This is a genomic window from Kitasatospora sp. NPDC001175, from assembly GCF_053598215.1.
This window is the reverse complement of the sequence record NZ_JBSFJU010000029.1, coordinates 61,588-76,785: the sequence shown is the minus strand read 5'-3', so window position 1 is coordinate 76,785 and position 15,198 is coordinate 61,588. Positions and strand designations below refer to the sequence as shown.

At 75.1% G+C, this 15,198-nt stretch carries 3 protein-coding genes; all 3 read left to right on the top strand.

Annotation, left to right across the window (positions count from 1 at the left end):
- The first annotated feature begins 32 nt into the window (after nt 1-32).
- Nucleotides 33-980 (top strand): chlorinating enzyme, encoded by a 948-nt coding sequence (locus ACWDAK_RS21625; protein WP_344639768.1) that lies wholly within the window; start codon nt 33-35, stop codon nt 978-980.
- Nucleotides 961-2,178 (top strand): alpha/beta fold hydrolase, encoded by a 1,218-nt coding sequence (locus tag ACWDAK_RS21620; protein ID WP_427394806.1) that lies wholly within the window; start codon nt 961-963, stop codon nt 2,176-2,178. Before ACWDAK_RS21625 ends, ACWDAK_RS21620 begins: the two co-directional genes overlap by 20 nt.
- A gap of 210 nt (nt 2,179-2,388) precedes the next feature.
- Nucleotides 2,389-15,189, top strand: coding sequence for an amino acid adenylation domain-containing protein (locus ACWDAK_RS21615; RefSeq protein ID WP_427394807.1), 12,801 nt, complete (start codon nt 2,389-2,391; stop codon nt 15,187-15,189).
- Nucleotides 15,190-15,198 lie beyond the last annotated feature (9 nt).

Here is a 15,198-nt window from a genome sequence, read left to right as displayed (position 1 = left end):
CGCCCACGACACCCGCGTGAAGGAGCACAGACATGACCGCGACCGGAGCGGGACGTGCGTTCGCACTGTCCCCCGAGGAGCTGGAGAGCTTCCGCACCAACGGCTTCTTCGGCCCCTTCAAGGTCTACGAGCCGGAGGAGATGACCGGCGCCTGGCGGCGCGAGCGGCTCGGCCTGATGGACCGCTCGATGGCCGTGTACGGCGACGAAGCCGCCGCCTCCGGCAACACCAACATCTCCAACTACGACCGCCACCTCGACTCCGGCTTTCTGGCCGACCACATCTGCCAGGAGCGGATCGTCGACCGGGTCACCAGCGTCCTCGGCCCGGACGTGCTCTGCTGGCGGACCGAGTTCTTCCCCAAGTACCCGGGCGACGAGGGCACCGACTGGCACCAGGCCGACACCTTCGCGAACGCCTCCGGCACCCCGCAGATCCTCTGGCCGGACGAGTTCAAGGAGTTCGGCGGGACCATCACCGTCTGGACCGCGTTCACCGAGGCGACCGTCGACAACGGCTGCCTCCAGTTCATCCCCGGCTCGCACGAGCAGATGAACTACGACGAGACCAAGAAGATGCACTACGACCCGGACCGGATCAACCGTCAGGACAAGCAGGGCACCCGGCGGGGCTTCTTCGGCTACGACTACCGGGAGCTCCAGAAGGACCCGGACTTCGAGCCCGACGAGTCCCGGGCCGTCTCGATGGTGATGCGCCCCGGAGAGGCCATCATGTTCTGGTCCACCCTGATGCACGCCTCGCACCCGCACGGCGGCGCCGGCCCGATGCGGCTCGGCTTCGCCTCCCGCTACGTGCCGACCTCCGTGCGCGTCTACCCGGACACCGAGGCCATCGAGGAGTACGGCGGCACGGTCTCGCTGGAACGCTACGGCACCGTGCTGGTCTCCGGCCGGGACACCCACGGACACAACCGGCTGACGGACCGCACCACGCGGGGCCATGTCTTCCCGGTCCGCTGAGCCGGCCGCCGGGGCGGTCACCGTGCCCGCCCCGGCCGCCCCGTGGTCAGACCGCCTCGCCCGGGCGGTGCTGTCGCTGCGGCCGCTGCTCGACGTGCTGCCCGGCCCGGTGTCGGTGGACGGCGGGACGCGGGCCGAGGCCGCGCAGCGGGTGCTGCACCGGACGACCGACCTGCTGGGGCTGCCCCGGATCGAGGTACGGCCCGGCGGGGCGACGGACCCCTTCGACCGGGTGGTCGGCGGGTGCCTCGGCCTGGCGGAGCTGCCCATCGACGACCCGGATCCGGTGGAGCGGATCGACGCCGCCGCGAAGGCGGCGCTCGCCGCCGACTTCGACCGCTTCACCACCCGGCTGGAGGCCGTCTCGCCGGACGGCGTCCCGCTGCGCGTGCACACCGCGGGCGACCCCGCCGACCGGGCCGTCGTCCTGGTCCTCGCCCCCGGAATGCCGGCCCGGCTCGCCGAGCACTGGATCCGTGAACTCGCCCGCGAGCACCACGTGGTGACCTGGGAGAGCCGCGGCCTGTTCGGCGACCTCGCCGCGCCGCCGCCCGCGGACTTCGGGGTGCCGGCCCAGGCCGGCGACCTGGTGGCGGCGATGGACCGGGCGGGAGTGCGGCGGGCCCATGTGGCCGGACTCTGCGGCGGGGCCGTTCTCGCGGTCGCCGCCGCGGCCCGGCACCCGGACCGGATCGCTTCGCTCAGCCTCTGGCACGGCGACTTCGACCTCGGCCCGGGCAGCCCCAAGACCGACCACCAGCGCAACCTCCAGGCGCTGATGGAGCTGGCCGCCCTCGACCGGTCCTCGGCCGAGGCGATCCACGCGACACTGCTCGAGGCGATCGGCGGCGATGTGCCGGCCGAGCTCGCGCCGCTGGTGCTCTACCCGTATGCGACGGTCGAACTGTTCGCCCGTTACTGCGAGTTGAACAGCGCGGTGATGGGGACGGACCTGCGCCCCGAACTCGCCAGGGTCACCGCCCCGGCGCTGGTGGTCACCAGCGAGGACGACGGCACCGCGCACCCGGAGGGGTCCGCGCGGGTCGCCGGAGTACTCGCCGGGGCGAGGTTGCTGATCCGTCCGCACGGGGACCACCTCTCGCTGTTCCGGGGTGGTCCGGACCTGCTCGGGGCGCTGGCCCGGTTCCTCGCCGACCAGCACGCCCAGGCCCGGTCCGGCGGATCCGGCCAGCCGTGACACCGGCGACGGGCGGGGGCGGGGCGCGCGATCCGATGCGACGCGCGTTCCGGTGCCCGCCCGGTCGGTCCGTCCGCCCCGGCCTTCGGAGCCGTGACGCCGGGTCGTGACACCACCCCGCTCCTCCACCCCTCCGCTTCCGTCCCGCTCGTGAAGGCCGCCCGCCTGCCCCGGCCCGGCCCGCCGTACCGGCGCCGTGAAGGAGAAGACATGGACCAGCATCAGGCCGCCGAGACGGTCGTGCGGATCGTCGGCGGCGTCCTGCCCGCCGGATCGGACCTGTCCCTGGACACCCCGCTGCGCGACTACGGGCTGGCCTCGCTCGCGGTGACCCGGCTCACGGTGGAGCTCCAGGCCGAGCTGGGCGTCAGGGTGGGCACCGACTGGCTGGCGGGCGGTGCGGACACCCGGTGGCTGATCGAGCGGGTGACCGGTCTGCTGGCCGAGGCGGACACCCCGGCGGTGCGGCCGACTCCGGCCCCGTCACAGCCGGATCAGGCAAACCGGCACGAGCCGTTCCCGCTGACCCCGGTCCAGCAGGCCTACCTGGTCGGCCGTGACCCGGACCTGGCCGCCGACCCGGTCGGCTGCCGGCACTACCGGGAGTTCGCGGTGCCCGCGCTCGACGGCGAGCGGATGGCCGCGGCCTGGCGGCGGACGGTCGCCCACCACGACATGCTGCGAATGGAGCTCGACGAGCTCGGCCGCCAGCTGATCGCACCCCGCCCGGCCGACGACGCCGTACCCGTGCACCGGCTCACCGACGTCGACCCGGCCGAGTTCGAGCAGCACCTGCTGGCCGTCCGGCGCCGGCTGACCGCCCCGGAGTCGGACGGCCCGCCGCACCGGGTGGAGGTCTCGCTCGGCCCGGGCGACAGTGGCGTCGTCCACCTGGACATCGACGGCATGCTCACCGACGGCCACGGCCTGGCGGTGCTGCTGGAGGACTGGTGGCAGTGCTACCGGGACCCGAGGTACGAACCGGCCGAGGCCGCGGTCACCGTGCGCGAGGCCGTCCTGGCGCTGCACGCCCGGCGGCGCGGCCCGGAGCACCGCGCCGACCTCGAGTACTGGCTGGAGCGGCTGGCCGGGCGGACCGATGCCCCACCGGCAGCTGCTGCAGGAAGCCCGGCCGAGTGCCCCGGCGGCCACCCGCGCCGCTCGCTCGCCGCGGCGCTCACCCCCGCCCAGTGGTCGGCACTGCGGACCCGGGCGGCCGCGCTCGGCGTGTCGCCGACGGCTCTGGTGCTGGCCGCCTTCGTCGAGGTGATGACCGCCCCGGCGCCCGGCCGGCCGTTCGCGCTGGTGCTCACCACCAGCGACCGGGTCCGGCTGCCCCACGGGACGGACCGCCTGGTCGGCCCGTTCACCTCCACCGCCGTCCTGCCGGTCGTACCGGAACCGGAGTACTCCTTCGACGAGTGGGCCCAGGCCCTGCACCGGGAGCTGTGGCGGGACCTCGAACACGGCGGAGCCTGTGGCGTGGAGGTGCTGCGGGAGCTGCGGGCCCGGGAGCACGGCGCCGAACCGCCCGCCCTGCCGGTGGTCTTCACCAGCCTGCTCGACACCGGCACCGGCGGCACCGACGGACTCACCCGCCACCTTCTGCACGCCACCAGCCGCACCTCCGGGATCGGTCTCGACCACCAGATGTGGGAGGCCGACGGCGCCCTGCACTACCGCTGGGACGTCGCCGACGGCCTGCTCGCCCCCGGAGCCGCCGACACCCTGTTCACCGGCCTCGGCAACACACTGCGCGAACTGGCCGCGCCCGGGACCGACGACCACGAGCTGCGCCCGCTCAACCAGCTCCAGCAGGCGTACTACGTCGCCCGCGCGCAGGGCCGCACGCCGTGGGACGGCTGCCAGGTCTACCACGCCTTCGAGGTGGACGAGCTGGACACCGGCCGTCTGGAGGACGCCTGGCACGCCCTGACCGAGCGGTACGAGTGCCTGCGCAGCCACGTCACCCAGGGCGGTGAGCTGCAGGTGCGTCGAACGGCCGGCCCGCGCCGCCGGATCCCCGTCATCGACCTGTCCACGGCCACCCCTCAGGAGGAGTCGGCCGCCCTGGACGCGTTGCGCGACGCCATGGCCGGCACCGCCTTCCCGCTCGGCCACTGGCCCCAGTCCGACCTCAGGGTCACCAGACACGAACACGGCGGCGCCACCGTGCACTGCGCGATCGACCTGACCATCGCGGACGGCCGCAGCCTCCACCTGATGCTGCGCGAACTCATGCGCGAGTACGCGGCACCCACCGCGCCGGCACACCCGGCACCGGCCGGCGACCCCCCGCCGGTGCCGACCCCCGAGGAGCGCGCGGCCTGCGCCGCGTACTGGCGCGAGCGGTTCACCGGCATGCCCGCGGGGCCGGTGCTGCGAGCCGGCGCCGACCGGCGGCGCAGTCGCCGCTCCGGGGTGCTCACCGGCTGGCGGGAGGTCCGGGCCACCGCCGAGCGGCGCGGGCTGAGCCCGGACGCCGTCCTGCTGGCCGTCCTCACCGAGGCCGTCGCCACCCGCACCGAGGGTGACTTCACGGTGCCCGCCGTCCGCTGGCTGCCGGGTGACGAGCAGCGGCGGCCGGGGGAGTACACCGGACTCAGCTGGATCACCCACGGGCCGGCCGGACTCCCGCTCGCCGAACGGGCAGCGGCCCACCAGACCCAGTTCGACCGGGACGACGCGTCCGGAGCCGCCGCGGACGGACTCGCCGCCCTGCGCCGGGTGGTCATGAAGGAACGGGCCGGCCGCGCCTTCGCCCTCCCGGTAGTCCACACCGGGCTGCTCGAACTCACCGAGCACGCCCCGCCGCCCGGCGTCCGGCTCGGCCGGTGGATGACGTACACCCCCGACGTATCGCTGGACGCCATCTGCGTCGAGCAGGGCGACGAACTGCACTACCACTGGGACGCGGTGCCCGCCGACTTCGCCGACGGGGACCTGGAGGCGATGTTCGCCGCGTACCGGCGGCTGCTGGGCGGCCTCGGTGCCGCACTGGCCGGGGGGCCGGCGCGGGGTACCGGCCCGGTGATCCGGGGTGCCGGCCAGGCCGAGCGCGACCTGGTGCTGTACCGGTGGAACGACACCGCCGTACCGCTCCCCGACGAGCGGCCGGTCCACCTGTTCTTCGAGGACCGGGCACGGGAGAACCCGGACGCCGTCGCGTTGGTCCACTCCGGTGGCACGGTCCGCTACCGGGACCTCGACCGCACCGCCAACGGCATCGCCCGCCGGCTGCGCGCCCTCGGCGCCGGCCCGGACCAGGTGGTGGCCGTCTCCGTCCGGCGCGGGCCCGCCATGATCGCCGCCGTGCTCGGCGTGCTCAAGGCCGGCGCCGCCTATCTGCCGATCGAGCCCTCGGCGCCGGTGGACCGTGCCGCCGCGATGCTGGCGGACGCCGGCGCCCGGCTGCTGCTCACCACCTCCGACACCGAACGCGGGCCCGCGCCGGCCGGGATCACCGTGGCCGAGATCGACCGGGGCATCGTGCCCTGCGACACTCCGCCGCCGCCGACCGCCGATGCGGACTCCATCGCCTACGTGATCTTCACCTCCGGCAGCACCGGCCGGCCCAAGGGCGTCACCGTCGCCCACCGCTCGGTGCGCAACCTGCTGCACTGGTGCTGGCGGACCTTCTCCTTCGGGCCGGGCGACCTGGGACTGATGGTCACCTCGCTCGGCTTCGACCTGTCCGTCTTCGACATCTTCGGCCTGCTCGGCAGCGGCGCCGCGCTGTACCTGGCCGACGAACGCCAGCAGAAGGACCCCGAACTCCTGCTCGACCTCCTGCTGGAACAGCCGATCACCTTCTGGAACTCGGCCCCGACCACGCTCGCCCAGCTGATGCCGCTGCTGACCGACCGGGCCGCCGGCCGGCCCGGCGCCGACGACCTGCGACTGGTCTTCCTCAGCGGCGACTACACACCGCTGTCGCTGCCGGACGAGCTGCGCGCCGTCTTCCGCCGCGCCGAGCTGGTCAGCCTCGGCGGCGCCACCGAGGCAACCGTCTGGTCCAACTACCACCGGGTGGACGCCGTCGACCCGGCCTGGCGGAGCATCCCGTACGGCCGGCCGATCGACAACTCGCGCTACTACATCCTCGACGAGTCCCTGGAGCCCTGCCCGGTCGGGGTGGAGGGCGAGCTGTTCATCGCCGGCAACTGCCTGGCCGTCGGCTACCACAACCGGCCCGAGCTCACCGCCGAACGCTTCCTGGCCGATCCGTTCGTGGCCGAATCAAGCCAGCGGATGTACCGGACCGGGGACCGGGCCGCCTTCGGACCGGACGGTGTGATCACCTTCCTCGGCCGGGCCGACACCCAGGTCAAGATCCGCGGACACCGGGTCGAGCTGGGTGAGATCGAACACCGGCTGCGCAGCCACCCCGGGGTCAAGGAGGCGGTGATCCAGGTCCGCACCGACTCCGCGGGCGACCAGAAGGTGGTCGGCTACCTCATCCCCGACGGCGCCGCCCCGTCCGTACCGGAGCTGCGCGGGTACGCCGCACGGGCCCTGCCCGACTACATGGTCCCCAACCACCTGATCTTCCTGACCGCGCTGCCGGCCACCGCCAACGGCAAGCTGGACCGGGCCGCGCTGCCCTGGCCCCCGCCCGCCCAGGCCGAGCAGGGTGCCACTCCCGCCGGCGCCGGGCAGGGCACGACGCCCGCCGATGCCGCTGCGCCCGCCGATGCCGCCGTGCGGGCCGACGCCGCCCGGCTGACCGAGGAGATCACCGCGATCGTCACCGGCCTGCTCGACGGTCAGCCGATCGACCCCGACCAGGACCTCTGGGACCAGGGCGCCACCTCCTTCACCGTGGTGCGGATCTCGCAGGCGCTCCAGAAGCGCCACGGGGTGCGCATCCCGGTCAGCGTGCTGCTGGACTCGCCCACCGTCGCCGGGATCGCCCGCGCCCTCGCCGGGCAGCCGGCCGGGCAGCCGACCGGGCAACTGGCAGTCCCCGCCCAGCCGTTGGCCGTACCGGCCACCGACGCCCCTTCGGCAACCGATGCCGATTCGGCCGCGGAAGCGTCCTCGGCTGCCGATGCCCGCCCGGCCGCCCCCGAGCCGGTCGACCTGCTCTCTCCCGAGCAGCAGGCCGCGTTCAAGGCCGCCCGCTGGAACCTACGAGCCGACACGCCCGCCGAGCCGGCCCTGCCGCTGCCGATCCCGGAGGACTCGCCCGGCTGGTTCACCGCCCGCGCGACCCGGCGGACCTTCACCCGGGGGCCGCTCCCGGTTGCCGCGCTCGCCGCGCTGCTGGCCCGGCTGCGGGTCAGCACCGTCGACGGCCGGGAGCGGCGGGCCTACCCGTCCGCCGGGGACACCTACGCCGTCCAGACCTACCTGCACGTGCGCCCCGGCGGTGTCGAGCAACTGGCCGCCGGAATCCACTACTACGACCCGTACGGGCACCGGCTGCGACTGGTCAATCCGGAGCCCGCCGTCGACCGCTCGGCGCACTTCTTCTACAACCGGCCGGTGTTCGACCACGCCGCCTTCGAGATCTACCTGATCGGCCAGACCCGGGGCATCGAGCCGCTGTACGGTCCGGACGCCGAACGCTTCCTGCTGCTGGAGGCCGGCTACCTGGGGCAGAACCTGATGGCCGCCCAGCAGGAGACCGGGGTCGGGTTGTGCCCGATCGGCAGCCTCGCCTTCGACGCGGTCCGCGCCGAGCTGCGCCTCGACGAGGGCCACCGCTTCCTGCACGCCTTCCTCGGTGGCGGTCTCGCCGACCGCATGCCGGACCCGGAGGGCCGGCCGGCGCGGCTCCCGGCGCACCTGCAGAAGTCGGACCAGCACCAGACGGACTCGGACCGGGTGGACCCGCACCGGGCGGATCCGCGCAGCGGAGCGGCCGTCATCGGTCTGGCCGGCAGCTACCCCGACGCGGCCACCCCTGACGAACTGTGGCGCAACCTCGTCGCCGGCCGGCGCTCGATCGGCGTTCCGCCGGCCGCCCGCGCGGCCGAGACCGGAGCGATCCCGGGCGGGTACCTCGCCGACATCGACGGGTTCGACCGCGCGTTCTTCCGGCTCTCCCCGGCCGAGGCCCGCTCGCTCGACCCGCAGCTGCGCCTGCTGCTGCAGAGCGTCCTGCAGTGCCTGGAGGACGCCGGACACACCCCGGAGTCGCTGCGCCGCGCCGCTCCCCGTACCGGCGTGTTCATCGCCACCATGTGGAACGACCACCAGCACGTCGGCGCCCGGGAGTGGGAGCGCACCGGCCGGGCCGAGGTGTCCGGCGTCGCCTCGGACCTCCCGAACCGGATCTCGCACGCCTTCGGGTTCCGCGGTCCGAGCCTCGCGGTCAACACCTCCTGCTCGTCCTCGCTCACCGCACTCCACCTGGCGGTGGAGTCGCTGGAACGGGGGGAGTGCGACGCCGCCGTCGTCGGCGCGGCCAACCTGATCGCCCACCCGTACCACACGGCCGTCCTGGACGGCTTCGGACTGGTCGTCCAGCACGGCGTGCGGGGCGCGTTCGACGCCGCCGCGAGCGGCTGGTCGCCCGGCGAGGGCGTCGGCGCGCTGCTGCTTCGCCGGGCCGACGAGGCCCGGCGCGACGGCGACCACGTGCACGGCGTGGTCGAGGGCACCTGGGTGGACTTCGCCGGCAACTCCGACCAGTTCGGCGCACCCGACGTGTCCGCCCTGTACGACTCGATGGCCCGGGTGCTCCGGCGTGCCGGCGTCGCCGCCGACGACATCTCCTACGTCGAGTGCGCGGCCACCGGCGCCGCCCTGGCCGACGCCGCCGAGATCGAGGCGCTGGGCCGGCTGTTCCAGGACCGCGCCGAGGACCCGGTGCCCGTCGGCACCCTCAAGGCCGGCATCGGCCACCTGGAGGCCGCCTCCGGCCTCGCCCAGCTCACCAAGGCCCTGCTCCAGCTGCGCCACCGCCGGATCGCCCCGACCCCGGTGGCCGACCGACTCAGCCCGCTGATCGACTGGGACGGGATACCGTTGCTCCTCGCCGACCGGGCCCGGGACTGGCGGGAGTCGTCCGGCGCGCCGCTGCGGACCCTGGTCAACGCGGTCGGGGCGACCGGCTCGCTCGCCCACGCGGTGCTGCGCTCGGCCACCGCGGACGACTTGCGTCCGGCCGGCCAAGCGGCGTCCGACGGGCCGCTGCTGGCCGTACTCTCCGGCCGGTCGAAGGATGAACTGCGGTCCGCCGCGGAACAGTTGGCCGAGTACCTGGTCGCCGCCGACCCCGACCCGGCGGATCTCGCCTTCACCCTGCAGACCGGTCGGACACCGCACACCCACCGCCTCGCGGCGGCCTGCGCGGACCTGGCCTCGCTACGGGCCGAGCTGGCCGCCTACCTGACCGGCCGGCCGCCGGTGCCGCCGGCCGACGAGGCGGCCGTCCGCTGGCTCGCCGGGGAGGACGTCGACTGGGCCGCCCGCTGGTCCCGGCCCGCCCGCCGGATTCCACTGCCCGCCCGCCGCTTCCCGGCGGCCCGCCTCCAGCCCGGCCGGGAGCAGCCGGCCCCGGACGCCGTCGCCGCCCAGGACCACCCGGCCGACGAGGAGACGGCGCGGCGGCTCGTCGAGGTCTTCGCCGAGGTGTCCGGCCTGCCGGCCGACCGACTGGATCCGCGCACCCCGCTGGAGGAACTCGGTCTGACCTCCTACCTGGTCGCCCGGCTGACCGCCCGGCTGCGGGACGACTTCGGCACCGTCCCGACCACGCTGTTCTTCGAACACCGCGACCTGGCGGGCATCGCCCGGGCGGTGGCCCGCCGGTCCGCCGTACAACCGGCTGTGGCCGCCCCGCCGGACCCGAGGCCCGAGGCGCCGCGCGACACCGGCGTCGCCGTGATCGGCCTCGCCGGGCGCTATCCCGGCTCGCCCACGCCGGACGCGCTGTGGGAGCACCTGACGGCGGGCCGCGACCTGGTCACCGCACTGCCCGCGGACCGGCGGCGCGGACGGGCCGGCGAGGAGCTGATGTGGGGCGGATTCCTCGACCACGTGGACCGCTTCGACCCGCTGCTGTTCGGCATCGCCCCCAAGGACGCCGATCTGATGGACCCCCAGGAGCGGCTGCTCCTGGAGGTGGTGTGGGAGACCCTGGAGGACGCGGGCTACCCGCGTGAGCGGCTGCGCCGCGCCCATGACCGCATGGTCGGCGTCTTCGTCGGGTCGATGCACAACGAGTACCCGTACTTCGGCGTGGAACGCTCGCTGGCCGGCCGCCCGGTGGCCACCGGCGGCACCCCGGCCGGTATCGCCAACCGGGTCTCCTACGCGCTGGACGCGCACGGGCCGAGCCTCACGGTCGACACCATGTGCTCCTCCTCGCTGACCGCCGTCCACCTGGCCGTCCGGAGCCTGCAGGCCGGAGAGTGCCGGGTCGCACTGGCCGCCGGGGTGAACCTCTCGCTGCACCCCAACAAGTACCTGCAGCAGCGGGATCTGGGGATGACCTCGACCGACCACCGCTGCCGGGGATTCGGCGCGGGCGGGGACGGCTTCGTACCCGGGGAGGGCGTCGGGGCGGTGTTGCTCAAGCCGCTGGCGGCGGCGCGGGCCGACGGCGACCGGATCCTCGGGGTGATCAAGGGGACGGCGGTCAACCACGGCGGCCGGACCAACGGCTACACGGTGCCCGACCCGGCGGCACAGGGGCGGGTGGTGGCCGAGGCGCTGCGTGTGGCCGGTGTGGCGGCCCAGACGGTGGGCTACCTCGAGGCGCACGGCACCGGTACCGCGCTCGGCGATCCGGTGGAGATCGCCGGCCTGTGCGCGGGCTACGGCGAACTACCGGCAGGATCGGTAGCGTTGGGAACGGTCAAGTCCAACATCGGGCACCTGGAGGCGGCCGCCGGGATCGCCGGGCTGACCAAGGTGCTGCTCCAGCTCCGGCACCGCCGGCTCGTACCTTCGCTGCACACCGAGGAGTTGAACCCGGGGATCGACTGGGCCGCGTCGCCGTTCCGGGTGCAGCGCTCGGTGGCCGACTGGCCCAGCCCCGGTGCCGGACTGCCCAGGCGGGCCGGCCTCAGCTCGTTCGGGGCCGGTGGCGCCAACGCGCACCTGGTGGTGGAGGAGTACCTGCCGGCGGCACACCAGGAGCAGTCGTCGGAGGGGGCCGCCGGGGCGGACGACGGGCGGCCCCGGCTGGTGGTGCTGTCCGCCCGCACCGACCAGGCGCTGCGCACGCTCGCCGGGCGGCTCGCCGCCTACCTGCACGCCGGCGGGCCCGCTGCCGGAACCCTCGCGGACCTCGCGTACACCACCCAGATCGGTCGGGAGGCGCTGCCCGAGCGACTGGCTCTGGTCGTCCGCAGCCTGCCCGAACTCGCCGACCGACTCGACGAGTTCGCGGGCGGCGGCACCGAGGAGTTGCGCGGACGGGCCACCGGACCGGCCTGGTTCACCGGGGCACCGGACCCGGCCGACCCGGGCGGGTGCGAGCCCGAGGAGATCGGCCGCCGCTGGGTGGCGGGCACGGCCTGGGACTGGGCGGCCTGGCACCGGGGCGAGGCGCGCCGGATGGTTCCGCTGCCCTGGTATCCGTTCGACCGCCGGCGCTGCTGGCTGCCTCAGGACGGGCCGGACCGCGTCGGCGCGACCCCGGACGCGGCGCAGGGCGCGGGGACGTCTTCCGTGCTGCCCGAGGCGTCCGTCGTAGCACCCGAGCCGCTCGGCGTCCCGATGCGTGAGCGGCTCTGGACGCCGGCCGTCCGGCCGGACGCGGTGGGCGTCCCGGGCACGGGACTCGTCCTGGTCCTGGCCGGGCCGGGCAGCGGTGAGCTCGCCGCGCAGGTCGCCGCCGCGCTCGAAGGCGAGCGGACCCGGGTGGTGCACGAGACGGCGGACGGCTTCGAGCGGGTGGACCTCGCCGGGGTCGGCGGGATGCTGGACCTGACCGACCTGTGGCGGCCGGATGACGGCCAGGGGCCCTGGCAGGCCCGGGTCGCGCTCCTGCAGGACCTGATCCGGGCCGGGCACGGGCCGCTCCGCCTGCTCCAGGTCACCTCGGGCCTCCAGGACGCGCCGGGGGTCCGGCCCTCACTGGCCGGCGCCCGAGTGGCCGGATTCGTCCGCATGCTCGGCGCGGAGTACCCGCGCATCCGGGCGACCCATCTGGACACCGACCGCCCCTCGGAGGCTGACCTCGTGGCCGAGTGGGCGGCCGCCGACGCCCCCGCCGAGGTCTGCCACCGGGACGGCCGGCGGCTGGTGCCGGGCTGGACGACGATCGCCGCTCCGGCCGCCCCCGCGCTGCAGGCCGATCCCCGACGCGTCTACCTGGTGACCGGGGGAACCCGTGGCCTGGGCGCGCTGGCGGCCCGTCACCTGGCCGAGCGCGGTGCCCGCCGGGTCGTGCTGACCGGGCTGCGCGGCCTGCCGCCGCGCGAGCGGTGGGACGGTACGGCGCTCGGCCCGGAGAGCGCCGAGGCGATCCGGACGGTCCGGGAGCTGGAGCGCGACGGCGTGCGCGTCATGCTGTTCGCCGGCCGGCTGTCCGAGCGGTCCCGGCTGGCGGCCTTCCTCGCCGAGGTGCGCGGCGACCTCGGGCCGATCGGCGGCGTGGTCCACTGCGCCGGGGTCGGCACGCGCGGACCGGCCGCGTTCGCGCTCAAGAGCCTTGAGGGCGTGCGCGAGGTGCTGGAGCCGAAGGCCGAGGGCCTGGAGACACTGGCCGAACTGGTCGCAGGGGACCGTCCCGACTTCTTCGTGGTCTTCTCCTCGGTCTCCGCGGCGCTGCCGCACCTCGCCGCCGGCGTCAGCGAGTACGCGGCAGCCAACGCCAACGCGGACTTCCTCGCGCGCCATTGGTCCCGGCTGGGGCACGGCCGCTTCCGTGCCGTGCAGTGGCCGGCCTGGTCGCAGAGCGGCTCGGCCGGGCCGGCGGCCCTGGACGCCTGCGTCCGCGCCGGTGTCGGCACTCTGACCGACGCACAGGGGCTGGCGGTCCTCGACTGGGCCGCGACCGCCGACGGGCCGGCCGTCGTACTGCCAGCTCCGGGAGCACTCCCGGCCAGCCGTACGGAGGTTCCCCGGACGGTACCCGTCGCGACGGAGTCGGAGCCCGCGCCGGTGGTCGCGGGGCCGTCGCAGGTACCCGCTGTCCCCGGCGGAGCCGGGCGTGCGGACGCCCCGGCCGTCACCGTGGAAGAGGTGCCCGGCTGGCTGGCCGAGGTCTTCGAGGAGGTCGTCGGCATCCCGTCGGCCGACCTGGAGCCCGCCGCCTCCTTCGCGGAACTCGGCGTGGAGTCCGTGATGCTGGCCGAGCTGGTGGTACGGATCGAGCAGCGCACCGGGCGGCCGCTGGAGCCCACGGTGCTGCTGGAGCACCCCACCCCGGGGGAGCTGGCCCGGCGGCTGGCGGCCGACGGTGCGGTGGCCACCGGGGCCCAGGTTGCCGGGGCCCGCGTCGTCGCCGCCCCGCTCGGGGACGCCGTGGTCGGTGGTACGGCGGGCGGGAGTCCCGCCGTCGGCACGGCGCCCGGCGACGGCGGGACGGTCGAGCGGCCGGGGCGGCCGCAACCGCTGACCGCAGCCGGTACGGGCGCGATCGCCGTCATCGGGATGGCCTGCCGGTTCCCCGGCGCACCCGACGTGGCCGCGTTCTGGGAGCAGCTGACAGCCGGCCGCGACGCGGTCACCGAGGTCCCGCCCGGTCGCTGGGACACCGCCCGGCTCTACCGGGCCGAGCCGGTGCCCGGCCACAGCATCGGCAGGTGGGGCGGATTCCTCGACGGCATCGAGGAGTTCGACCCGGACTACTTCGGCATGACCGAGCAGGAGGCCACCGCGCTGGACCCCGCCCTACGGCTCTTCCTGGAGGGGACGGAGACCGCGCTGCGCGACGCCGGCTACCTGGACGCGGAGCTGGCGGGCCGGCCGGTCGGCGTCTTCGCCGGCGCGCGGATGTCGGGCTACCGGCGCCGCGTCGGGGTGCACGCCCGCTCGCTGGGACTCGGCGGCGCCCAGAACTTCATCGCCGCCCAGGTGTCGCACCACTACGACCTGCACGGCCCGGCGATGGTGGTCGACAGCGCCTGCTCCTCGGCCCTGGTGGCGGTACAGCTGGCCTGCCGCAGCCTGTTGGCGGGCGAGTCCGAACTCGCCGTGGCCGGCGCGGTGGAGGTGCTCCTGGACGAGGAGCCGTACCTGGAGTTCAGTGCCGCGCGGGCGCTCTCCCCGTCCGGTCGCTGCCGGACCTTCGACGAACGGGCCGACGGGTTCGTCCCGGGCGAGGGCTGCGGGGTGCTGCTGCTCAAGCGGCTTGACGCGGCCGTGCGCGACGGGGACGTGGTGCACGCCGTGATCGACGCCGTCGCCGTCAACAACGACGGGCGGACGATGGGCCTGACCACCCCAAACCCCAAGGCGCAGTCCGCGCTGGTGCGCCGGGCCCTGGCCGAGGCCGGGCTGCGGGCGTCGGAGATCGGGATGGTCGAGGCGCACGGCACCGGTACGGTGATCGGCGATCCGATCGAACTCCGGGCGCTGACCGAGGCGTTCCGCGACCAGACCGACGGCAGCGGCGGCTGTGTGATCGGCAGCGTGAAGTCCAACATCGGGCACTTGCTCAGTGCGGCGGGGATAGCCGGCCTGATCAAGGCGGTGCTCGCGGTACGGCACGGGACGATCCCGCCCACGGTCGGCTGCGAGCGGCCCAACCCCCGGTTCGACCTGGGGAGTTCACCGTTCCGCGTGACCGCGGAACCGGTCGGCTGGCCGGATCGGGGACGCCGGGTCGCGGGCGTCAGCGCCTTCGGCCTGGGCGGCACCAACGCCCATGCGATCGTCGGCGAGTTCCGGCCGGAGTGGCACGACCGCTACCGCCCGGTGCGGAAGGCGCTGCCCGCCCCGGAGTTCAAACGCCGCCGCCACTGGCTGGACCGTCCGGACGCGCCGCCTACGGGACCGGAGACACCCCCGGCACCCGTACCCGAACCGCCCGCACCCCGGGTCGTCTCGATCCTCGACCTCCGCTTCGCCGATGACACCGCATCGACCGCCCGCAGGCATGGCTGAAGGGAAGTA

Coding starts and splice junctions, on each gene's coding strand:
- ACWDAK_RS21620 (WP_427394806.1), top strand. CDS start 961: ATGTCTTCCCGGTCCGCTGAGCCGGCCGCCGGGGCGGTCACCGTGCCC.
- ACWDAK_RS21625 (WP_344639768.1), top strand. CDS start 33: ATGACCGCGACCGGAGCGGGACGTGCGTTCGCACTGTCCCCCGAGGAG.
- ACWDAK_RS21615 (WP_427394807.1), top strand. CDS start 2,389: ATGGACCAGCATCAGGCCGCCGAGACGGTCGTGCGGATCGTCGGCGGC.